The 22488-nt window shown below is 48.5% G+C and carries 18 protein-coding genes and 2 tRNA genes; 2 read left to right on the forward strand and 18 right to left on the reverse strand.

The annotated features are described in order from the left end of the window. Positions 1-30 precede the first annotated feature (30 nt). The 13 genes from cobA to D328_RS0112910 all read right to left on the reverse strand — a co-directional run bounded on the left by cobA (position 31) and on the right by D328_RS0112910 (position 16887). Positions 31-1593 (reverse strand): uroporphyrinogen-III C-methyltransferase, encoded by a 1563-nt coding sequence (gene cobA / locus D328_RS0112850; protein WP_018885426.1) that lies wholly within the window; start codon positions 1591-1593, stop codon positions 31-33. Positions 1594-1598: 5 nt separating this feature from the next. Continuing rightward, positions 1599-2528 (reverse strand): hydroxymethylbilane synthase, encoded by a 930-nt coding sequence (gene hemC / locus D328_RS0112855; protein ID WP_018885427.1) that lies wholly within the window; start codon positions 2526-2528, stop codon positions 1599-1601. 24 nt (positions 2529-2552) lie between these two features. Further along, positions 2553-3197 carry a precorrin-2 dehydrogenase/sirohydrochlorin ferrochelatase family protein gene (locus D328_RS0112860; RefSeq protein ID WP_018885428.1) on the reverse strand — a complete coding sequence of 215 codons (645 nt, stop codon included), beginning with the start codon at positions 3195-3197 and terminating at the stop codon, positions 2553-2555. A 4-nt stretch (positions 3198-3201) separates the two neighbouring features. Beyond that, positions 3202-4029 (reverse strand): cytochrome c biogenesis protein CcsA, encoded by an 828-nt coding sequence (gene ccsA, locus D328_RS0112865; RefSeq protein ID WP_018885429.1) that lies wholly within the window; start codon positions 4027-4029, stop codon positions 3202-3204. A 14-nt stretch (positions 4030-4043) separates the two neighbouring features. Next, a complete protein-coding gene (gene hemA / locus D328_RS0112870) occupies positions 4044-5441 on the reverse strand; it encodes a glutamyl-tRNA reductase (RefSeq protein ID WP_018885430.1) in 1398 nt (465 codons plus the stop codon). Between the two features lie 304 nt (positions 5442-5745). Next, the gene (gene yihA, locus D328_RS0112875) at positions 5746-6384 is read right to left on the reverse strand and encodes a ribosome biogenesis GTP-binding protein YihA/YsxC (protein ID WP_018885431.1); all 639 of its coding nucleotides are present in this window, start codon (positions 6382-6384) and stop codon (positions 5746-5748) included. A 16-nt stretch (positions 6385-6400) separates the two neighbouring features. Then, positions 6401-8740: an endopeptidase La gene (gene lon, locus D328_RS0112880; RefSeq protein ID WP_025680826.1), complete on the reverse strand. Its 2340-nt coding sequence runs from the start codon at positions 8738-8740 to the stop codon at positions 6401-6403. A gap of 169 nt (positions 8741-8909) precedes the next feature. Beyond that, complete coding sequence (gene lonB, locus D328_RS0112885; protein WP_018885433.1) at positions 8910-10619, reverse strand: ATP-dependent protease LonB; 1710 nt, start codon at positions 10617-10619, stop codon at positions 8910-8912. A 402-nt stretch (positions 10620-11021) separates the two neighbouring features. Further along, on the reverse strand, positions 11022-12146 hold the full coding sequence (gene ispG, locus D328_RS0112890; protein ID WP_018885434.1) for a flavodoxin-dependent (E)-4-hydroxy-3-methylbut-2-enyl-diphosphate synthase: 1125 nt from the start codon (positions 12144-12146) through the stop codon (positions 11022-11024). Positions 12147-12259: 113 nt separating this feature from the next. Then, positions 12260-13516 (reverse strand): ATP-dependent protease ATP-binding subunit ClpX, encoded by a 1257-nt coding sequence (gene clpX / locus D328_RS0112895; protein WP_018885435.1) that lies wholly within the window; start codon positions 13514-13516, stop codon positions 12260-12262. A gap of 12 nt (positions 13517-13528) precedes the next feature. Next, the gene (gene clpP / locus D328_RS0112900) at positions 13529-14119 is read right to left on the reverse strand and encodes an ATP-dependent Clp endopeptidase proteolytic subunit ClpP (protein ID WP_018885436.1); all 591 of its coding nucleotides are present in this window, start codon (positions 14117-14119) and stop codon (positions 13529-13531) included. A 475-nt stretch (positions 14120-14594) separates the two neighbouring features. Next, complete coding sequence (gene tig / locus D328_RS0112905; RefSeq protein ID WP_018885437.1) at positions 14595-15902, reverse strand: trigger factor; 1308 nt, start codon at positions 15900-15902, stop codon at positions 14595-14597. Between the two features lie 139 nt (positions 15903-16041). After that, positions 16042-16887, reverse strand: a complete 846-nt coding sequence (locus D328_RS0112910) for a hypothetical protein (RefSeq protein ID WP_033413012.1) — start codon at positions 16885-16887, stop codon at positions 16042-16044. 315 nt (positions 16888-17202) lie between these two features. On the opposite strand from D328_RS0112910, the gene D328_RS0112915 reads away from it, so the two are divergent. After that, positions 17203-17276 (forward strand) — tRNA-Arg (locus D328_RS0112915). A 460-nt stretch (positions 17277-17736) separates the two neighbouring features. Here the strand turns inward: D328_RS0112915 and D328_RS0112920 are convergent. The 4 genes from D328_RS0112920 to D328_RS0112935 form a co-directional block, all read right to left on the reverse strand. Next, on the reverse strand, positions 17737-18978 hold the full coding sequence (locus D328_RS0112920) for a DUF418 domain-containing protein (RefSeq protein ID WP_018885439.1): 1242 nt from the start codon (positions 18976-18978) through the stop codon (positions 17737-17739). Positions 18979-19309: 331 nt separating this feature from the next. Next, positions 19310-20236 carry an aldo/keto reductase gene (locus D328_RS0112925; protein WP_018885440.1) on the reverse strand — a complete coding sequence of 309 codons (927 nt, stop codon included), beginning with the start codon at positions 20234-20236 and terminating at the stop codon, positions 19310-19312. Between the two features lie 118 nt (positions 20237-20354). Then, positions 20355-20777 (reverse strand): GNAT family N-acetyltransferase, encoded by a 423-nt coding sequence (locus D328_RS0112930; RefSeq protein ID WP_018885441.1) that lies wholly within the window; start codon positions 20775-20777, stop codon positions 20355-20357. Between the two features lie 29 nt (positions 20778-20806). After that, positions 20807-21265: a MarR family winged helix-turn-helix transcriptional regulator gene (locus tag D328_RS0112935; RefSeq protein WP_018885442.1), complete on the reverse strand. Its 459-nt coding sequence runs from the start codon at positions 21263-21265 to the stop codon at positions 20807-20809. A 291-nt stretch (positions 21266-21556) separates the two neighbouring features. On the opposite strand from D328_RS0112935, the gene D328_RS0112940 reads away from it, so the two are divergent. Beyond that, complete coding sequence (locus tag D328_RS0112940; protein WP_018885443.1) at positions 21557-22327, forward strand: methyltransferase domain-containing protein; 771 nt, start codon at positions 21557-21559, stop codon at positions 22325-22327. 68 nt (positions 22328-22395) lie between these two features. Here the strand turns inward: D328_RS0112940 and D328_RS0112945 are convergent. Continuing rightward, a tRNA-Arg gene (locus D328_RS0112945) sits at positions 22396-22469 on the reverse strand. Between the last annotated feature and the right edge of the window lie 19 nt (positions 22470-22488).

The following is a 22488-nucleotide window of genomic DNA, read 5'->3' on the forward strand; positions in this document are numbered from 1 at the left end:
CTACCTCCTATTATTTCTATTGCGTCCCTTTTACAATTTCCGTTCTCTCGAAGCTGCCGCTTGTTTATTCCAATCGCATAAGCATTGGATCAGGCTAGGAATGGTCGCTTCCTCCGACATCAGTTCGACCTCAAGGCCTGCCTGCTTCGCAGTCTCCGCCGTGAGCGGACCAATCGCAGCCAGCGTAACCCCACGTAGCTTCTCCTGTGGGTTGTCCATGCCCATCCGGCGCAATGCCTCCAGCAGATGAGTCACAGTCGATGAACTGGTTAGTGTAATCGCATGAATGGCTCCACCCTCTATAAGCTTGATCAGTTCATCATCATGAATATGGGTTGGAACTGTTTTATACACAGCAGCTTCCGTGACCTCTAGCCCCATCTCGAGCAATTTGCCTGGGAGCCATGAACGAGCGAGATCGCCTCGCGGCAACAGCACCTGTTGTCCTGCATGCATGTTCTTGCCAAAGGTAGCCACGAAGGATTCTGCCTGGAATGGTCCTTCCACCTGTTCGGCTGCAATCCCCCTGCTGCGTAGGGCAGCATAAGTAGCCGGCCCAACAGCGCCAATCCGTGCCTTGTAAAGAGCCCGCACATCCAGCCCTAACTGGTCCAGATGGGTGAAGAAGAACTCGACTCCGTTCACACTCGTGAAAAATACCCAGTCATATGTTTCCAATCGAGTCAGGGCTTCCTTGATCTGTTCCAGTTCATCAGCCTCGTCTGGCATGACTGTCTCAATGACAGGGAATTCGTAAGGCTCGCCGCCCAAATCCTCAATTTGCTGTACTAGGTTGCTTGCCTGCTTTTGGGTGCGCGTAACCAGGATACGCTTCCCGAATAAAGGCATATACTCAGCCCACTTCAGTTCCTCGCGCTGACGAACGACATCACCGACGACAATGACAGCTGGCGGCTTGAAGTTCGACTCCTGCACCTTCTGCTCAATATCAGCAAGTGTGCCGACCAACGTATCTTGCTCTGCACGTGTCCCCCAGCGAACCAGTGCTACAGGTGTCTCGGGAGAACGGCCATGACGAATGAGCTGCTCGCTGATATATCCAATCTTGGCAACTCCCATGAGGAAGATTAATGTACCCGTAGCATTCGTAACTTTGTCCCAATGAATACTCCGATCCAGCTTGTCAGGGCTCTCATGTCCAGTAATGATGGATAACGATGACGCCAGATCCCGATGTGTTACTGGAATACCTGCATATGCAGGCACGCTGATGGCAGACGTAATGCCTGGAATGATCTCATATGGAATGGAATGCTTGCGGAGAAGGCCCGCCTCCTCTCCCACTCTTCCGAAGATCGTTGGGTCGCCACCCTTCAGACGAACTACCGTCTTTCCCTCCAGAGCAAGATCAACCAGCAACTGATTGATCTCCTCCTGCTTCATCGTATGACGATCAGGCAGCTTGCCTACATAGATCTTTTGTGCACCCGGCTTCATCAGATTCAGCAAGCGAGGGCTCGCTAATCTGTCATAGACGACCACATCGCCTTTCTGAATGCATTGCCAGCCCTTTACTGTAATCAACCGCGCATCACCTGGTCCTGCTCCAACCAAATATACCTTCCCCGTCATAACCTTCAGCCCCTAACTTCTGCCAATATCTCTTCTGCACCTTGCTTCTTCAGATTGTTCGCCAGACGTGTCCCCAGTTCCTGTGCGTCGTTGCCGGAAAGTGTCTCCTTCAGAATGATCTGTCCATCTGGAGAGCCGACCATTCCTGTCAACTCAATAACTCCTTCCGCTGACAGGGTTGCATGAGCACCAATCGGGACCTGACAGCCTCCGTTCAGCTCGCTGAGAAAGCGTCGTTCAGCCGCTACCGTCAGCGCAGTATCCTGATCATTATACAACGCAAGCAGTGCCAATAGCTCCTCATCATCTTCCCTGCATTCGATTCCAAGTGCCCCTTGCCCGACCGCAGGCAGACATATCTTCTCAGGTAAATACGCACTAATCCGGTCTTCCCAGCCCATGCGCTGCAAGCCAGCTACTGCCAGGACAATCGCGTCGAAGCCCTCCGTCTCCAGCTTCTTCAAGCGGGAGTCGATATTGCCACGTACAGGTTCAAGCTTGAGGTCAGGCCGCATTGCCTGCAATTGACTGGAACGCCTCAAGCTACTCGTACCTACCTTAGCTCCCACAGGAAGGCTGTCCAGGTCTCCTCCCGTACGAGAGATCAGACAGTCCCTAGGGTCAAAACGCTTTGGCACTGCTCCATTCACCAAGCGCTCAGGAAGCTCGGAAGGCATATCCTTCATGCTATGCACGGCCATATCTATATCCTCAGCCAGCAATGCTTGCTCAATTTCCTTCACGAACAGACCTTTACCACCAACCTTGGACAATGTAACATCCAGAATTCGATCTCCTTTGGTCACAATCTTGCGCACCTCAAAGTTCATGGCGATTCCATGCTGCGTACACAGCTTCTTGAGGTCCTCGATTACAAAGCCTGTCTGGGTCAAGGCAAGCGCACTTTGTCTGCTTCCTACAATAATCGTTCTCATGTCAGTCCTCCAATATTTCGCATGTCAGCCCTCAAGCTGCTGGGCAATCCAGCGTTCCACCTGTTCTGCTGCAGCTTTCCACTCAACAGAGCCCGATGGCTCCGGTAATTCGAGCGCTGCCAGCCCTCGCAGCACCCTGGCTCGTGTATCTGAATCAGGAATGGTTTCCTTGACACGCTGCCTCACTTGGGCCATGAAATCCAAATATTCCTCGTATTCGGGGCCCCATAGCTCTGCGAGCCGGGCCATGATCCTCCTTGACACCGCTGGTCCAGCACCATCCGTAGAGACGCTCACCGTAAGCCTTCCTCTACGTAGCACGCTAGGGCTAATAAATGTACTCTCAGTTGCATCATCACTTCTATTCACCAGTATACCCATCTGATGGGCTTCGCGCATTACTGCCTCATTCACTTCAGGTCTATTTGTGGCTGCAAATACAAGAAATGCTCCCTGTAAATCACCGGCGGCATATGCTCGGGCGATCCAGCGGAGCTGCTTCTGTTCGGCCATGGCTTGAAGACCTGGCGTAAGCGTGGGGCTAATGAGGACAAGGGAGGCTCCGCTGTCTGCCAGTCCGGCTGCTTTGCGTTCGGCCACTTTTCCCCCACCGATAATATAACAAGTTTGTCCCTTGGCATTCAGCATCACAGGAATCATGTGTGACATCCCTCTACTCCCCTGTCCATTGGTGAAATGCTGACCAGGAATTCACCACAAAATTCAAAATCATGAACCCGTACCCGATCAGAGCCAGACGTGCATTAATGACACCCGAAGGACTCTTGAAGCGCCTGACAAGTAAAAAAATAATGTACAAACACGTAGCCGCAGTCGTGGCTATTACTTTCGAATCCAGCAGCAGAAACCAGCGACCTTCAGCGACAATCGAGATCACCGCAACGAACACAGAGACCATCAGCAAAGGCGTTCCGATCAGCAATGAGGTATGTGTGTAGCGATCGAGCACCTCCAGACTCGGTAAGCGCCGCAGAGTGTCACTCCACCGTTTGCCCTTGAGATTACGATGCAAGAATAAGTACAGAGCAGCAAATACAGCACCGACGGTCAGTGCAGCAAAGCTCAGGTTAGCCAATACAATATGCAAAATCAAAAAGCCATGTACGGTCTGCCATGTGCTCAAGGGATCATCCACAGGTCGGAACCAGAGCTTATTCAGGACAACGATTGTACATCCGATCAAATTCAGGAGCAGTACAACCATCTCTGAGCGCTGAAATCGCGACATGATTAAGGAAAGCGCCACGAGCAAGCATGAGACCAGGAACAAAAAGTCATACGTTATCAAAAAAGGGAGATGCTCGTCGGTCCATGTCCTGACTCCCAGATAGGCCAGCTGCAGGACCAGAACAGCAACAAGAAGCCCTGTGCCCGTCCGCTTGGCCGTCGCATTACGACGAATGCAATCCGAGAACACAAACAGTAGGCTCAGGGCATATGTGTACATCATGGCATCATAAATTCCATTACCCGGTGACAATATGCATCACCTGCCTATAGACCGACCGGCGCGTATGAAGCCGATGCAGATTCGGACGCGCTGGCTTGCTTTTCTTTCTGGGCTGTCCCTTTCATCCTCATAGCCAACGCGTGACTATGTTCCACCTTCGCTGCTGCATCGTCCAAGCGATCCTCCAGTGCAAATATCTGGCTGAACATCTCCAGTGATTCATTCCCCTGCTTCTCGACAGCCAGCTCCTTGATCCGATTAATCGGGTCATGCAGCATCTGATTCATCATACTCTTGGTCAGCTTGCGAATGACAGTACGTTCATGCTCATCCAGATCAGGCAGACGATTGAAGAGGCTCTGCAGAGTCTCTTCATGCACAGAAGCAGATTTCTCCTGTAGTGCACGAATGACCGGACGAACACCCATGGTCTTAAGCCATTGATAGAATTGCTCCATCTCTGATTCCATCATCACTTCAATCTTGGCTGCTTCTGTTCGACGCATTTCGAGATTACTCTCCACGATGCCTTCCAGATCATCAATATCATACAGGAACACGTTATGGATATCCCCAGCAGCAGGATCAATATCCCGTGGGACCGCAATATCAATCATGAATAGTGGCCGCGACTGACGCTGCTTCATCTGCTCTCGTACACTTCTGGTATCCAGTACATATTCCTTGGCTCCTGTGGAGCTAATGACGATATCCACCTCATGCAGACGCTGGAGCGCTTGGTCCATCGTAACAGGAGTGCCCTGGAATTTGGAGGCCAGCTCCTCGGCGCGCGCCAGTGTCCTGTTAGCAACAATCACCTCTGCTGCCCCGCCTGCGTACAGATGCTTCACTGTCAGCTCACTCATCTTGCCAGCACCCAGAATCATAACCTTCTTATCCTTAAATGTGCCAAAAATCCGCTTGCCAAGCTCTACCGCTGCATAGCTGACAGACACTGCACTCTCGCCAATAGACGTCTCCGAATGCGCTCTTTTGCCAAGCGTCACAGCCTGCTTGAACAGCATATTGAACCAGGTCGCCGTTGCCTTCCGCTCCTGAGCAGCAAGGAACGCATGCTTCACCTGACCGAGAATCTGTGTCTCCCCAAGCACCATGGAATCCAGCCCACAGGTTACACGGAACAGATGACGGATGGCTTGTTCGTCTTCGTATATATATAGATGCTGTGTAAATTGATCCCGAGGAATACCGAACCATTGCTCCATAAAGCTGCGAATAAAATACCCGCACATATGCAGCCGATCTACCACCACATAGATTTCCGTACGATTGCAGGTAGCTACAATAACACCCTCAAGCACACTCTTCGTGAGTTTTAGCTTCTCCAGTGCTGCTGGCAAATCCTGCTCAGCGAAGGTAAATCGTTCTCTGACCTCCACAGGAGCTGTTCTATAGTTTAATCCCACTGCGAGGATGTGCATGAATCGTCCACCTGCCTTACTGTAGTAAATAAAATCACATACGTTCTTTCAACTATGTTAAGTATATCACAGAACCTCCATAGCTCCAGGCGATTTTTATGAAAAGTTTATGAAGAAACTAAGACCCCTTTAGTGTAATCTGTGTCCACTTATGTTATACCTAACCAAGTCACCACACAAAAAAGCACCCCGTTCGGGATGCTCATGATGTAAACCTTATATCAGAAATATCTATAATCATATTGTATAGCTAGTGCATCGTATTATTAAGTCAGACTTTCCACGCTCATACTCTCCGATAAGACTAATCACGCTCTGTCTCGTTCTCAGACTCATCCGTGGCTGTTGTCTCCTGTCCAACTCCTGTATACTGCGAGATCACAGACCACAGCTCATCTCTTCCCAGGCCCTCTTCCGACGAAAATGGGATGAACAACCCTCCAGGGCCGATTCCTAGCTCCTGCTTGATCATCTTGATGTGCTTGTCACGACGGGTCTTCGGAATTTTGTCTGCCTTCGTTCCTACTACACACAATGGCAGGTCATAATGCATAAGCCATTCATTCATCAGTCGATCATCCCTGGATGGTGGGTGACGAAGATCTACCATCTGCAGAACCAGCTTGAGTGGCTCCCGTTGCATCAGATAGGTCTCGATCATATTGCCAAATGCTTGGCGAAGCGACTTGGAGACCTTCGCAAATCCATAGCCTGGAAAATCAACAAAATATAATTCATCATTAATGCGGTAATAATTCAGCTGTTGAGTCTTGCCCGGTGTTGAGCTGGTCCGGGCCAGATTCTTGCGGTTGATCATGCGGTTAATGAGCGATGATTTCCCGACATTGGAGCGCCCGGCCAGAGCAACCTCCGGCAGGGCGTCCTCAGGATATTGATCAGGGCGTACTGCACTGATCACGAATTCCGATTTGGTTACTTTCATGTGATATGTGTCCTCTCTAATGCACGCTCGCCTGCTCGACAAGCGCATGCTGCAGCACTTGATCCATGTGAGCCACAGGAATGAACTCCACATCATCCTTGATACTATCAGGGATGTCTTTCAGATCCCGTTCATTATCCTTAGGCAGCAATATTTTCTTGTACCCCGCTCGATGGGCGGCTAGTGATTTCTCTTTCAATCCCCCGATGGGCAGTACACGCCCGCGCAGTGTAATCTCCCCAGTCATGGCAACCGTCTTGGAGACATGGCGATTGGTTAGGGCAGATACAAGCGCTGTAGCAATTGTAATACCAGCCGATGGACCATCCTTCGGTATGGCCCCCTCAGGGATATGGATGTGAATATCGTTCTTCTCATAAAAATCCGTCTCAATGCCAAGCTCCGAGGCTTTGGAGCGCGTGTAGCTGAAGGCAGCCTGTGCTGATTCCTTCATCACATCTCCCAGCTTGCCCGTGAGGATCAGCTTGCCCGAGCCAGGCACTACCGTCACCTCAATCGTGAGAGTCTCGCCACCAACCTCTGTCCAGGCAAGGCCTGTAACGGTCCCAACCTGATCCTCAAGCTCAGCCATGCCATATCTGAATTTGGGTATACCAAGATAATCCTTTACATCATCAGGCTGGATATGAATCGCTTTCTCCTCAGACGTGGAAACAATAGTCTTCGCAGCCTTCCGACACAGAGAAGCAATCTGCTGCTCCAGATTACGGACGCCGGACTCCCGTGTATACTCACGAATGACGGTAAGCAGTGTGTCTTCTTCAATGATTAGCTGCTGATCCTCAAGTCCATGCTCCCGCTTCTGCTTGGGTACCAGATAACGAGTTGCAATCTGAAGCTTCTCCAGTTCCGTATAGCCCGGAATGCTCAGTATCTCCATCCGGTCCAGCAATGGGCGCGGAATATTATGAAGTGCATTAGCCGTTGTCACGAACATCACATTCGACAGATCGAACGGCAGCTCTACAAAATGATCGCTAAACGTATTGTTTTGCTCCGGGTCCAGCACCTCCAGCAGAGCGGAGGCCGGATCACCACGGAAGTCCGAAGCCATTTTGTCAATCTCATCAAGCAGAAAGACAGGATTCATGGTACCGGCTGACTTCATACCCTGAATGACCCGACCAGGCATCGCACCGACATACGTACGCCGATGCCCACGAATCTCGGCTTCATCACGCACACCACCCAAGGAAATTCGCACGAATTCTCTGCCAAGTGCTTTGGCAATCGAGCGAGCAAGTGATGTCTTCCCGACCCCTGGCGGCCCAACGAGACATAGAATCGGACCCTTCATCGTCTTCACCAGCTTGCGTACAGCCAAGTATTCCAGCACACGCTCCTTCGGCTTCTCCAGACCATAATGATCTTCATCGAGCACTTCTTCTGCACGCGCCATGTCCAGATCATCATCTGTCGTCTTGCTCCATGGCAGACTGAGCAGCCAATCCACATAGTTGCGAATGACCCCGCCTTCAGCAGAGCTGGTAGGCATTTTCTCCAGTCGCTCGATTTCCTTCTCCAGCTTCTCTTTTACCTTGTCAGGCAGCTCTTGCTCCGCCATCTGTGCGCGAAGCTCCTCTACCTCACCGGCACGGCCTTCCTTATCACCCAGTTCCTTCTGGATCGCTTTCATCTGCTCACGGAGATAGTACTCTTTTTGCGTTTTCTCCATCTGCTTCTTCACACGCTGGTTGATTTTGCGCTCCAGCTCCAGCACTTCACGTTCGTTGTTCAGAATATCCAGCAGCTTTTCGAGCCGTTCTGCAACATCGATCGTCTCCAGAATTTCCTGCTTGTCTTTTATTTTGAGTGCCAGGTGACTGGTAATGACATCAGCCAATCTGCCAGGCTCCTCGATATCAGAGACAGCCGCCAGCGTCTCCGGGGTGACCTTCTTCGATAAATTGATATAGTTCTCAAATTGGTTCAGCACCGTGCGCATCAGAGCATCAATCTCCAGATGAGTCACGTCAGGCTCAGGCAGTTCTTTTGCCATCACCTCGTAATACTCGTCATTCTCCAAGTACTGGATAATCTCCGCACGCTCCAGCCCCTCTACAAGAACACGAATGGTGCCATTCGGGAGCTTGAGCATCTGACGTACTTTGGCCACTGTACCAATCTTGAAAATATCATCCTGCGTAGGTTCTTCAATATTAACATCAGATTGAGAACACAGCAGGATCAAATTATTCTCTACCATCGCTTTTTCCAAAGCCTTGACCGATTTTTCCCGGCCCACATCGAGATGCAGAACCATACTCGGGTAGACAAGAAGTCCTCTTAAAGGCAGTAAAGGAAAACGACGGCCTTTAGTTTTACTTAGTCCCATCGCTTTCGCACCTCCAATGGTTCTCAGGTTCAGCATCATGTACCCTCAGGCCTATATCGATAAGCCGAAATACCTCACATACAAGATGCCCAGGTTGTCATTATTGCTATTTTAACAAATGTTTCATGGAAAAACCAATGAGAGGCACCCATCTATGCCAAATAGGAACTCACATGCTGCTTCCCTGCGGCCCTTCTGCCTGTAAAAAGCTCGTTCTTGCTGGCAAAAAATTCTCCATTGGCGCTGTTGCTTCCTGCTCTGGATTCCATGCCTCCCCGAAAATATGTCCGAAGGCTTCATCTACGGACTGCACGGGAATAACCTGTAAATCCGCTAGCTTATCAAAGGAGCTCTGCCAGTTATCCAGTGGAATGATGACACGCTTGGCGCCAGCTTGCACGGCTGCTTCAATCTTCGCCAGCACTCCGCCTATCGGCTTGATTCTGCCATGGATACTGACCTCTCCAGTCATGGCCAGCTCATGATCAATCGGAATATTCCGAATGGCAGATGTGATGGCCGTAGCCATGGCAATGCCAGCTGATGGTCCATCAATCGGTGTTCCACCCGGGAAATTGATGTGCAGCTCATAATCCTCTGGCCGTAGCCCACAGGTCCTCAATACTGTGAGTACGTTTTCCACAGAGCCTTTAGCCATACTCTTGCGCCGCAGCGTTCGTGAGCCGCCCCCGATCTCTTCTTCATCCACTATACCAGTAATATTATAGTTCCCCTGTCCTCTGGGCACAGGAACGGCCGTAACCTCAATCTCCAGCAGCATGCCGAGATTCGGTCCATAGACCGCAAGTCCATTCACAAAGCCTACCTGTGGACGGGAAGGCACCTTCCGGTCCGGACGTGGCTGGATCTGGCTGCTGCCAGCGACCCATTCCAGATCATCTGGATGCAGCGTATTGCGTTGCTCTGTCAGTGCAATCCCAGCAGCCAACTGAATCATGTTCACCGCTTCTCTTCCGTTCGTGGCATAGCGTTGTACCACCTTCACGGCTTCAGGACAAGGCTCGAAGCTCAGCTTGGATACAGCGTCCTCCGCGATCCGCCCGATCTCCTCCGGCAGCAGCGAGCGGAAGTAAATCTCCATGCAGCGGGAGCGAAGCGCTGGCGGAAGCTCGTGTGGAGAACGTGTCGTTGCCCCGACCATACGAAAATCCGCTGGTAAGCCATTCTGGAAAATATCATGAATGTACGCAGGTGTATGCGTATCTTCAGAATTATAATATGCGCTCTCCAAAAATACTTTACGATCTTCCAGCACTTTCAACAATTTGTTCATCTGGGTAGGGTGTAGCTCTCCAATCTCATCTATGAACAATATGCCGCCATGGGCCTTCGTAACCGCACCCGGCTTCGGCTGGGGAATTCCAGCCACCCCCATCGCACCAGCTCCCTGATAAATGGGGTCATGAACAGAGCCAATGAGTGGATCAGCAATTCCGCGTTCGTCAAATCTCGCCGTCGTTGCATCAATTTCAGTGAACTTTGCATCTGCCCGAAATGGAGAGGACGGATTCTTCTTCGCTTCCTCCAAGACAACACGAGCCGCGGCTGTCTTACCTACTCCAGGAGGTCCATAAATAATGACATGCTGAGGATTCGCGCTGCATAGTGCTGCCTTGAGCGCACGTAGCCCATCCTTCTGTCCCACAATATCTTGAATAGCTGCAGGACGAGTACGTTCAGCCAAAGGCTTGGTCAATGAGATGGAGCGCAGCTTTCTTAGCTTATCCAATTCCTTACGTGATTCTCGATCCACAGCGCCCCGATTGGTCTTCTGGCTGCGAAGCAAATTCCAAAAGTACAATCCGATTACAATTCCAAAGAACAACTGCACGAGCATGATAATCATAGTGAAATCCATTTGTCATTCCTCCGTTTTACTCCCTGTCTGCAGGGATCGTCTATGACAACCATTATTTCCTTTTCATCGACCTCTAAACGATACATACAAAAGAAGTTACAGACAGAGATAATAGGGGGATATGTCAAAGGTGAATGACGTAGCAAAAACGGAGGTGACAGATAGAAGTGGCAACAGAGGTGATAACAGAGATGGTAACAAAGCAAAGAAGCATGCGAGCTACTCACATGCTTCTTCAATATAACAAGCTGCAACTGAACCCAGCAGCCCGCTCATATGCGGTTGTGACACAAGAACAGCGACATATACAGCTGTTAGGGTCACATTTATCTATAGCCAATCCGGCAGATATTCAATGTATTAGTTCACAAGCCACGTCCAACACAAGCACTCTCTCCATCCTCAAGCCTCTTGCTTTTGATGACCGTGCCGTTCCTTACGTCCCGGAATCTCGCCGGTCTCCTCATAGGCCTTGACGATAATATCAATCTCTTTCTTCAACTCGTCTACCATATCGGCCTCAGGAACCTTGCGAATCATCTGTCCGTAACGGAACAGCAGACCCTCGCCGCGTGCTCCGGCAATTCCGATATCCGCTTCCTTCGCTTCACCAGGTCCATTCACCGCACAACCCAGCACGGATACCTTGATAGGCACCTTCAGCTTGGCAATATAATCCTCAACCTCGTTGGCGATGGAGAACAAGTCAATATCCAGCCGTCCGCAAGTTGGACAGGAGATGAGTGTCGCTGCGTTGGTAATCAGCCCAAATGTCTTCAGCAGCTCACGAGCCACCTTAACCTCCTCGACAGGATCAGCACTGAGCGAGATACGCATCGTTGAGCCGATACCTGCAGAAAGCAGAGCTCCCATCCCGGCTGCACTTTTTACAGTTCCTGTGAACAGTGTTCCTGCTTCGGTAATACCCAAATGCAGCGGGTAAGGGATGATTTTAGCAGCCTTCGTGTACGCCTCAATCGCCATCGGCACATCCGATGCCTTCAGAGACACGATAATATCGTGGAAGTCGAGCTCCTCCAGAATGTTAATGTGAAAGAGGGCACTCTCCACCATCGCATCAGGCGTAGGGTAGCCGTATTTGTCCAGCAAATGCTGCTCCAGGGAACCAGCATTGACTCCGATCCGAATCGGAATCCCCTTCTCCTTACAAGCCTTAACGACTGCCTCTACCTTCTCACGACGGCCGATATTTCCGGGATTGATCCGTACCTTGTCGATGCCGTTCTCAATGGCAAGCAGAGCGAGCTTGTAGTTAAAATGAATATCCGCAACAAGAGGAATATGAATTTGCTTCTTGATCTCTTTGATGGCGGCAGCAGCCTCTTCATTGTTGACAGTTACCCGAACAATCTGACAGCCGGCCTCCTCCAAGCGCAGAATTTCAGCTACGGTAGCCTGTACGTCAGCTGTCTTCGTCGTACACATACTCTGAATGATCACTTCGTTGCTTCCGCCAATGGTCAGATTGCCGACTTTGACGGGACGGGTGTCTTGTCTTAAGAACATGGTCATATCTCTCCCATAATACCAAAGCTCCACCCCCGCCCGCTTAGACGTCAAAGCGGGCGAAACGTGGAGGATGGCAGGCTCATGTTATCGAGGTCGCAAAAGTTACTGTCTTAGGCGCTCTCTTCTTGTGTTTTATCTTTGTCGGCACCACGAAGCTCGGGAGCCATTTTATCCTGAACGACTTTCTCGTTAATGATGCAAGTAGTAACGTCATCACGGGACGGTACCTCGTACATGACATCCAGCATAATGCCTTCAATAATCGCACGCAGACCACGAGCACCGGTATTACGCTTGATTGCTTCTTTGGCAATGGCCTCCAGTGCGTCCTGCTGGAACTCCAGCGTGACATTGTCCATTTCCAGCAGCTTCTGATATTGCTTTGTCAGCGCGTTCTTAGGCTCCGACAGAATACGTACCAGTGTATTCTCATCAAGCGGCTCCAGCGTAGAAATCACTGGCAGACGACCTACAAATTCAGGGATTAGACCGAACTTGAGCAGATCCTCAGGTAGTACCATTTGCAGATATTCACCTGGTTTCAAATCTTTCTGGTCTGCCGAAGCATTGAAACCGATGACCTTTTTGCCAATCCGGCGTTTGATCATTTGCTCCAGGCCGTCGAATGCACCACCACAAATGAACAGGATGTTCGTGGTATCGATTTGAATAAATTCTTGATGCGGATGCTTACGTCCACCTTGCGGAGGAACAGAAGCTACTGTACCTTCGAGAATCTTCAGCAAAGCCTGCTGAACACCTTCCCCGGATACATCTCTTGTAATGGAAGGATTCTCGGACTTGCGAGCAACCTTATCGATCTCATCAATGTAGATAATACCGCGTTCGGCCTTTTCTACATCGTAATCCGCTGCCTGAATGAGCTTCAGCAGAATGTTCTCTACATCCTCACCGACATAGCCTGCTTCCGTCAGGGACGTTGCATCGGCAATGGCGAATGGCACATTCAGAATCTTGGCCATCGTCTGTGCTAGCAAAGTCTTACCTGAACCTGTTGGTCCCAACATCAGAATATTACTCTTCGTCAGCTCAACATCATCGGCTTTGCTCTGTGTATTGATCCGTTTGTAGTGATTATATACGGCAACAGACAGGGATTTCTTAGCTTGATCCTGCCCGATGACATATTGATCCAGAATTGCGCGAATCTCAAGTGGCTTTGGAATGTCCTTCAGGTCAAGCTCTTCCTCGTGACCCAGCTCTTCCTCCACGATCTCCGTACATAATTCAATACACTCATCGCATATATAGACTCCAGGTCCCGCAACCAGCTTGCGCACCTGCTCTTGTGATTTTCCGCAGAAGGAGCACTTCAGTTGCCCTTTCTCATCGTTAAATTTGAACATGTAACCACCCCTTTACAAATTGGTCGGCTTGGTAAGCACTTGGTCTATGATCCCGTATGCTTTAGCTTCTTCGGCATCCATGAAAAAGTCGCGGTCTGTATCCCGTTCGATTTTTTCCAGGGGCTGACCTGTCCGCTCCACATAAATCTGATTAAGCTTCTGGCGTGTCTTGATGATCCAGTCAGCATGAATCTGTATATCGGATGCCTGCCCTTGTATGCCACCAAGCGGCTGATGAATCATAACCTCACTGTTGGTGAGAGCGTATCTCTTCCCAGGCGCGCCGGCCGTGAGCAGCAGAGAGCCCATACTTGCAGCCATACCTACACAAATGGTTGATACGTCAGGCTTGATGATTTGCATTGTATCATATATACCCATACCGGCTGTTACAGAACCGCCGGGCGAATTGATATACAAGCTGATATCCTTCTCAGGATCATCCGCAGCCAGAAACAGAAGCTGTGCTATAACGAGATTGGCAACATCATCGTCAATTGCGCTGCTCAGAAAAATAATGCGATCCTTAAGCAAGCGGGAGTAAATATCGTAGGATCTTTCTCCTCGATTCGTTTGCTCAACAACCATAGGTACGAGACTCATTGTGACCAACCTCTTTTCCATTGGTAAAATGAAAATCGGCAAAACCGAAACAGAATTTTACCTAAACGTATTTTAACATGTTACAGGTCCAATGTCATATTGCAGACCTTATCATATTTAAACATGTTTTATATGTGCAGTGCAAATGGCATTCAGGCAGCCCGATTAGCAAGGCTCTGAATCAGTATATGTACTTCGTAATGGCGATAACACGTCAAAATGGAACCTATGTACAACAGATGCTGGCTCTGAATCCCCGCGGCTTCTTGCACTCCGTCATAAGGAATCCCCAAGTAGTATCAGGTACTATTTGCCTCCTGAAATGCCAGGGTTTGGATGCCATAAGTTAAAAATAAGGCACGAGTTGATTAACTGCGTGCCCTATTTCTGTATCATTCACTATTAGGAGCGGAGTATACCTCACCCAATAGTAATTTGTCATGTAATTCGGTGAATCTCCCTGTTGCTGATGAGCTTACTCAGCCGCTGGAGCTTCTACTTCTTTGCTGCTGTCTACCAGCAGAGCAATTGTTTTGCGAAGAGAGATTTCTTCACGAAGATTGCTGATGGAGCCATTACCTTCAAGGATTCCGCGAATCTCTTCAACAGAACGCTTGTAAGTGTCAGCCATTTTTTGCAGTTCTTCGTTCACTTCTTCTTCGCTTACTTCAACATTCTCGGCTTTGGCTACTTGCTCCAGCACCAGGTTGTTGCGTACGCGCTTAGCAGCGTCATCACGCATTTGTCCTTGCAGATCCTCACGAGTCTGGCCGGAGAAGCTCAGGAACATGTCAATGTTCATGCCTTGATTGCGAAGACGGTTGTCGAAATCACGCATCATGTTCTCAACTTCGCTGTTGATCATGGCTTCTGGAATGTCGATTGTTGCGTTCTCGCCAACTTTTTCTACTACAGCATTTTCACGTGCTGCTTTAGCTTCGTTGTCTTTACGCTCTTGAAGTTGTTTCTTGAGATCTTCTTTGTACTCAGCCAAAGTATCGAACTCGCTGACATCTTTCGCGAACTCATCATCCAGAGCAGGCAGTTGCTTGCGCTTGATCTCATGAATTTTCACTTTGAATACCGCTGCTTTGCCAGCCAGTTCAGCAGAGTGGTAGTTCTCAGGGAAGGTTACTTCAACATCCTTGAAATCACCAGTGTTCATGCCGATGACTTGATCTTCAAAGCCTGGGATGAAGGTACCTGATCCGAGTTCCAGAGAATAGCGTTCAGCTTGTCCACCTTCAAATTGCTCGCCGTCTACATAACCGTCGAAGTCCAGCACAGCTGTATCGCCGGATTGAGCAGCCTCTTCTTCTACCACGATCAGTTCAGCATGACGCTGTTGCAGACGCTCCAGTTCAGCTGTAACTTCTTCATCCGTTACTTCGGATTTGGCTACAGGCACTTCAACGCCTTTGTACTCGCCCAGCTCAACTTCAGGCTTCACAGTCACTTTCGCTTTGAACTTGAAAGTCTCGCCTTTGTTGAATTGCTCGATATCTACGTCTGGACGATCTACCGGGAAGATATCCGTCTCATTCACTGCTTCGCCGTAAGCTTCTGGCAGCAAAATGTCGATTGCATCTTGGTAAAGGCTTTCCACTCCAAAACGTTTTTCGAAAATTGGACGTGGTACTTTACCTTTACGGAATCCTGGTACGTTTACTTGTTTCACTACTTTATTAAAAGCTTTGTCAAGCGCTGCGGAGACACGTTCCGCTTCCACTTCAACCTCAAGAACGCCAACGTTCTTGTCTATTTTCTCCCAAGTTGCTTTCATTTTATGCTTTCCCCTCCAACAATATCTTAACTTGAATTCACGCTAAAAATACGCACAAAATTTCCATCATAGTATATACAACTTTGAAAACTTTTTCAAGGGCAACCCTGATGGCAGGGAGTGGAAATTGTTCCCGAGGCTACGGAGTTTGCATGCCAACAGATACAAAATGCTTCATGGATCGATACGCCTGCTCATACCTAAAGCGCATGGAATCGGTAATGCCGTAGAGACTTCTTGTCTCTTCCTCGTCCTTTGCCCCTGTCAGGCTCTCTGATACGGTCTGATGCAGTGCTGCCGCCCAAATATCCATCATACTGTCGTCTTCACTCAGCATTGACCGATAATCGTCCGTTCCATACACTGCCATGACAAATTGAGACCACAATTCCTGTGCAAAGTAAAACAGTGTCGGTTCATGCACCTCCGTCTGATCCGCCACACGTTCCAGAATACGAATAATCGGTTGTGGAAAATCATCCGGCTGCAGTGGCACTGTATCCATGTCAATCTCTGCTGCCGATCCATCCCGTTTGAAGCGAATCGTGCCATCCACGCCCCGCTTGCGCAGCGTCTGCAGCACTCGGAACTGCAGCAAGGGATGCATCGGCTTCTCCTCAAGCCATTGCATCAAGGCCTCATCAATTTCAGGTTGCTCAAGATAAGATAGTTGCTCCAGTGCCAGCATCGTCTGCTCGGACAATGGCTCCTCCATGACCATGCGAAGAAGCTTGTCGCCATATCCCGAATCCTGCTGAAGCTTCAGGTGCGCCTGCCTTCTTGCCAACTCCTCTTCACTGACGTCTCCCTCATCATCCGTACGATTCTCAGACAGCTCGGTATGTACAGTTCCTTGCGGAAAAGCCGCTTCCAGCCATTGCAAAAGTGCATCCCATTCTTCGTAATGCTTCGGATTCTGTCCCTGACATTTCAACAAAAAGCGCAGCAACCCCATGGCTTCCTGATATCGCTCGTTCTCAAGCATCACGGTCAGTTGAATCTGGTAATAATCCAGCGTCTTCGGGAACAGGATAATATTGTTATCTTCTGTGGATACCTTGGAGTCCTTTATAATATTCCCCCCTCTCCTCCAAAAGCTCAAATGCCCAAATGATTGTAGATTATACTGGGAAACAACAGTTGAAGTCCAATAGCGTGTTTTTAATAGAAACCTATATGATTCTAACATACCCTATTTCGAAAACGAAAAAACCTGTATTGCTTACTTTAGAAATTGTTAGAAAATAAAACTTGAACTTGTATCGGATATATGGTATATTAATATTCGCTTGAATTTTATGTCCCAGTAGCTCAGCTGGATAGAGCAACGGCCTTCTAAGCCGTCGGTCGGGGGTTCGAATCCCTCCTGGGACGTACAGTTAAGAAGCACTCCACTAGGAGTGCTTCTTTTACGTCTGGGGATGAGAACCCCTTCAGAGGGGGCGTCGGAGCATAGGCTTCGGTAGCATTACTTCGCAGTCGGCTCGATTTTTGAGCCGTATCCCTCCTGGGACGTAACACAGGAAGCGCTCCATCACGGAGTGCTTCTTTTACGTCTGGGGATGAGAACCCCTTGAGGGGGCGTCGGAGCATAGGCTTCGGTAGCATTACTTCGCAGTCGGCTCGATTTTTGAGCCGTATCCCTCCTGGGACGTAATACAAGAAGCACTCCGCTTGGAGTGCTTTTTTTTGCGTCTGGGGATGAGAACCCCTTCAGAGGGGGCGTCGGAGCATAGGCTTCGGTAGCATTACTTCGCAGTCGGCTCGATTTTTGAGCCGTCTTTCATATGGCAGACGGCTTCTTTGTGTTCTGTGACTATAGTTAGTTAACAACTCAGTTGACGCCGGGTGCATTTTCTGTGGCCATTTGCTGCGCTCTTCTTTTCTTTTTCGGCTGCCCTTTCCAGGACAGATACGTCCAGATCCGTAGGACATGCTCGAACGGTCCATTGCTAAACTTCTTTAAGTAGAGCGGGCTGAACCACAATTGAAAGCCGTAGACAGCAAGCGCAATAACAGCCCCGATGAACACACCAGCACGTCCAAATAATCCCAAGCCATATCCGTAAAAAATCATTGTGCAAATCACACTTTGCATCAAGTAATTCGTCAACGAGAGTCGACCAACCGCCTCGAATCTGCTGATCAGCCTCGCATGGTTGCGCCCCACATAAAGCCACGCAAATGCATAAATATACCCAAGCGCAAGTAACGTTCCTCCGAGTGCCCCACCGATGCCCATACCGGGCCATCCTCCTACACTGAGTTGTGGCGCCAATACACCGTATGCTTTGAGCAGTAAGCTGACCGGAATCAGAATCACGGCCCGACGCAGATACGTATGCCGCATTGCCTCAGGATCGTCAAACGTACCCACTCTGGCGGCGCGCATACCGAGCAGAAACATCGGCACCAGCAACAGCGGAACAGACACCAAAATCAACAGGGCTAACGTCTCATCGAAGTCCCCGCCGAATGGATCGGCGTTGTTCATGAAATTTCTGATCTCTGCATAGCTGCCACTGCCGTAGACATCTTTACTCTGTAGAATATAATTTTCCATATGCGTGGACGGTGTATGGGCCAGCGGATCCAGTGGATTGAAGGCAAGAAGACCAAACAAGCCTGACCCGGCGAGCAGCAGTACCGCCCAGATTAGCAGCGTTCTCGGCTTCCTGTTGAGGAACATCAGCAAGAAGAAGCCAAGGACCCCGTAAAACATCAGAATGTCCCCTTCCCACAGAAAGGTCATATGCAGCATACCGATGCCAAACAACATTAGGAAGCGGCGAGCCAGATGGCACTTTGGGCGCAGCTCTCGTGATTGTAGACTTTCTGACAACTTAATCATGCCGAAGCCAAACATAAATGCAAAGATCGGCATAAAACTTCCCACCACAGCGATAAGGAGGAGCGAGTGCAATGCCCGCTCAGCTCCGACTATCCCGAATAATTGCGGTGTACTCTGGCCGAACACCCCATATTGAAATGCCAGTATATTCGCTAACACGATCCCGGCCAGACTGAATCCGCGCAATGCATCGATTAATTGGATGCGCTTTTTGGGTGTACTCACTCTAATCACCTCTATTTATAGAATAATGTTCAACATCAGGAATACGACCTTGCTTGGTACCACTGAATCCTGATTTGAGTTATATATACGTTTCGGATACGGTGACACATCACGTTGTTAATAGAAATAACATTCATTTATTTCCACAATGTATCATTCGAGTTATTTTAACACTTGATTTCTAAAAATTCTTTATATAATTCAATTATTTTAAATATTTAAGAGACGAGGGATTATGTTCCTCGAAATAAAAAGGCACCCTCCATAATGAGAGCGCCTCTTCTACTCTAAAAAAATATACATCGAACAGCATATTCGACATTTAGTACATTCAGGACTTCACAGCCTGTGGATGCTCGTCATTTACCAGTGCAAGCGAGGCAGCAGCCGCATTGGACTCAACCTGCTCAGGAGTCTTGCAACCTGGAATAACAGCCGTCACAGCCGGATGCTGCAAGCACCAGGCCAGTGCCCACTCTGCCATCGGTACGCCTGCTGGTACTTCCTCACGCTGAATCTGCTCCACCTGTGCCAATCGCTCGTCCCGCTGCTGCACGTCATGCTTATGACGGACATCATTTTCACCAAAGGCCGCTCCCGGCTTATATTTACCACTTAGATACCCACTTGCCAGCGGCACTCGTGCCAGCACACCGAGCTTCTGCTCTTCGCAGGAAGGGAACACCTCTTCCTCAGGCACTCGATCCAGGCGATTGTACACCACTTGAATAACCTCCGCTTTCAGATCACTGGCCTGCGAGGTCTGATGAATGTTCGCATTGCTCCCGATGGAGATGCCCAGATGCCTGATTTTCCCAGCCTCCACCTGCTTGTCCAGCATAGTCCATAGCTTATCATTGTCAAAGCTGGTATCCGGCCCGGAATGAAATTGGTAAATATCAATATACTCTGTTCGAAGCGCCTTTAATGATTGATCCAACTGTGCAAGCACTGCTTCAGCCGAGAATTGATCTGTTCGTTCGAACAATCCATGAAAATGATGACCGAATTTGGTGGCCACGATCCAGCGTTCACGTTCACGCCGACTAAGATAATCACCAATGAACGATTCAGACAAATGATCGCCATAGCATTCCGCCGTATCAATTAGATTGATATCCAATTCAGCAGCCTTATCCAGTATGCGGTCCACTTCATCCTGCGTATACGTCAATCCCCATTCACCACCGAATTGCCAGGTCCCTACTCCAATGACAGAGGTCTTCACCCCGGTCGTGCCCAACGTTCTGAATTTCATAGCAAGCGCTCTCCCTTCTATGTATACACTGTTGATTTTTTCACTACATTCACTTTCTGTAATATTATCACAATTGGAGAAGTTGATTTTGTTAAATTCAGTTTAGAAATATATATGGTTATCGTTCCCATAACATCAAAAATTCCTGTTCGCCTGTGTTCTCATCTATTTTTTCAGCCTCTATTATAAAACTTTCTCTTTGATAAAATTTTATAGCACGCTCATTTTTTTGATACACACTCAAGGACAGCTCTGTTTTGATAGATTTGGCATAATTCAACAATTCCCTCCCAATTCCCTTAGATTGTGAAATGGTAGAAACAAAAATACCTGCAATATAATTATCTGAAAGACCTACAAATCCAAGTATTTCATCGCCTTGTTCATAAACATATACCTCTGATTGAGGTAGTATTTCTTTTACAGCATTAAATTGTTCTGTCCAATATCTTTCTGGGATAAAATTATGAGTTCTAGTATTAACTTCAAGCCAAATTTGTGTAACTTGATCAATATCATCTTTATTTAGTTTTCTTATCACGCTGTATTAACCTCCAAATTTTGCTTAAATTAATTTATGCTTTTCCCCGTTTTCATTATCTTGCGGAATGTATCACAATATAGTTGCATTCCCTCTAGGAAAGCTTCTCGTTGTTCGGGTGTTAGCTCTGCAATAGCACTGCGTTCTGCTTCTCTTATTTGAGGAATTATTGAATTAGCAAATTCTTCCCCCGACTTTGTTAAATGAATTGTTTTAGCTCTTCGATTATTTGGTATTTCCCTTAATTCAATCATTCCTTTTTTATAAAAGTTGGTAATGACTGTATTCACAGTTTGTTTCGGCAAAAAGGTTTGTTCACAGATATTTTTTTGTGTGCAGTTTTCGATCTGCGTGATGAGATTGAGTATTTGTAGACTGGTATATGGAAGATTAACTGACTTTGCATAATCTTCGTAAATCATATTCATTTCGTGCAAACCAATGGCAAATTGCTTTAATTGGCTGTCTGTAATGTTACATTCCGTCATTGATAATCCTTTCTTCGTACAGTACTGTAATAGGACTATTCTAATATAAAAAATAATTAATTGTAAATATTCACTGTCCGAATCACCACATCTGAAGTCAGATCCGGTAAAGGCATTGCGAGAGCTTAATCCTGATTCTATCCACGTAATATACTTATAAATTAATAAACATTTGTTTAGTGATAGGTTTTGCCTATTAACGTGGTAGTTTTCCAATATTTCTATACAGGTGCCTTTCTGTGCAACAATAGCTTCATAACTACAGATGATATGATGAAGGAGATGGCCCTGATGTCTTCAAATGCTTGGAATCCAGATACCTACGATCAGCAGTTAGCCTTTGTAACTCAATATGGCAAGGGATTGGTTGAGGTGCTTGCTCCTCAGACGGGAGAGCTCATTCTTGATCTGGGATGCGGCACTGGCGATCTATGCCATGCAATTTCGGAGACTGGTGCACGAGTTATTGGCATAGATATGTCACCTGAAATGATCGAGAAGGCACAGCACAAATATCCCGCTCTAGCTTTTATGCAAGGAGACGCGGCAAGCTTTGCCGTCCCTGAGCCGCTGGATGCGATCTTCTCCAACGCGGCTCTGCACTGGGTCACCGAGGCTGCGGAGGTCGTATCTTGCATGTGGCAAGCACTTAAGCCGGGAGGACGGCTGGTGCTGGAATTCGGTGGTCACGGCAATGTGCAGCAAGTCGTTAATGCCATTCATCAGGTCTTAAGCGCTGATTATGGGGTTGATGGTAACAACCTTCATCCCTGGTACTTCCCAACGCTTGGTGCTTACAGTTCTCTGTTGGAGAAGCAAGGGTTCCGTGTGCTGTCTGCTGTCCAGTATGATCGTCCAACTATGCTCGAATACGGGGAGCAGGGACTTCACATTTGGCTGGAGGCTTTTGCAGGAAAGCCCTACTTCTCAACTTTTACAGAACCAGAAAGACAAGAAATCTACAGTAAAATAGCCGCTGCATGCCGTACCGAACTGTTCCAGGATGGGAACTGGTATGCGGATTACAAGCGGCTTCGAATAACGGCTGTTAAGCCACGCTAATGTCCTTACAAGGGGTTCTCTTCCACTGACGTAAAAAAGCACTCCTAGTGGAGTGCTTCTTAACTGTACGTCCCAGGAGGGATTCGAACCCCCGACCGACGGCTTAGAAGGCCGTTGCTCTATCCTGCTGAGCTACTGGGACACTTTAAAATTATGTATTT

This window comes from Paenibacillus massiliensis 2301065 = DSM 16942 (assembly GCF_000377505.1).
Lineage (GTDB): Bacteria > Bacillota > Bacilli > Paenibacillales > Paenibacillaceae > Paenibacillus > Paenibacillus massiliensis.

What these genes read in the sequence shown, in the direction of transcription:
- cobA (WP_018885426.1), bottom strand. Translation starts at nt 1,593, where the DNA reads ATGACGGGGAAGGTATATTTGGTTGGAGCAGGACCAGGTGATGCGCGG.
- hemC (WP_018885427.1), bottom strand. Translation starts at nt 2,528, where the DNA reads ATGAGAACGATTATTGTAGGAAGCAGACAAAGTGCGCTTGCCTTGACC.
- D328_RS0112860 (WP_018885428.1), bottom strand. Translation starts at nt 3,197, where the DNA reads ATGTCACACATGATTCCTGTGATGCTGAATGCCAAGGGACAAACTTGT.
- hemA (WP_018885430.1), bottom strand. Translation starts at nt 5,441, where the DNA reads ATGCACATCCTCGCAGTGGGATTAAACTATAGAACAGCTCCTGTGGAG.
- yihA (WP_018885431.1), bottom strand. Translation starts at nt 6,384, where the DNA reads ATGAAAGTAACCAAATCGGAATTCGTGATCAGTGCAGTACGCCCTGAT.
- lon (WP_025680826.1), bottom strand. Translation starts at nt 8,740, where the DNA reads ATGGGACTAAGTAAAACTAAAGGCCGTCGTTTTCCTTTACTGCCTTTA.
- lonB (WP_018885433.1), bottom strand. Translation starts at nt 10,619, where the DNA reads ATGGATTTCACTATGATTATCATGCTCGTGCAGTTGTTCTTTGGAATT.
- ispG (WP_018885434.1), bottom strand. Translation starts at nt 12,146, where the DNA reads ATGTTCTTAAGACAAGACACCCGTCCCGTCAAAGTCGGCAATCTGACC.
- clpX (WP_018885435.1), bottom strand. Translation starts at nt 13,516, where the DNA reads ATGTTCAAATTTAACGATGAGAAAGGGCAACTGAAGTGCTCCTTCTGC.
- clpP (WP_018885436.1), bottom strand. Translation starts at nt 14,119, where the DNA reads ATGAGTCTCGTACCTATGGTTGTTGAGCAAACGAATCGAGGAGAAAGA.
- tig (WP_018885437.1), bottom strand. Translation starts at nt 15,902, where the DNA reads ATGAAAGCAACTTGGGAGAAAATAGACAAGAACGTTGGCGTTCTTGAG.
- D328_RS0112910 (WP_033413012.1), bottom strand. Translation starts at nt 16,887, where the DNA reads ATGCTTGAGAACGAGCGATATCAGGAAGCCATGGGGTTGCTGCGCTTT.
- D328_RS0112925 (WP_018885440.1), bottom strand. Translation starts at nt 20,236, where the DNA reads ATGAAATTCAGAACGTTGGGCACGACCGGGGTGAAGACCTCTGTCATT.
- D328_RS0112935 (WP_018885442.1), bottom strand. Translation starts at nt 21,265, where the DNA reads ATGACGGAATGTAACATTACAGACAGCCAATTAAAGCAATTTGCCATT.
- D328_RS0112940 (WP_018885443.1), top strand. Translation starts at nt 21,557, where the DNA reads ATGTCTTCAAATGCTTGGAATCCAGATACCTACGATCAGCAGTTAGCC.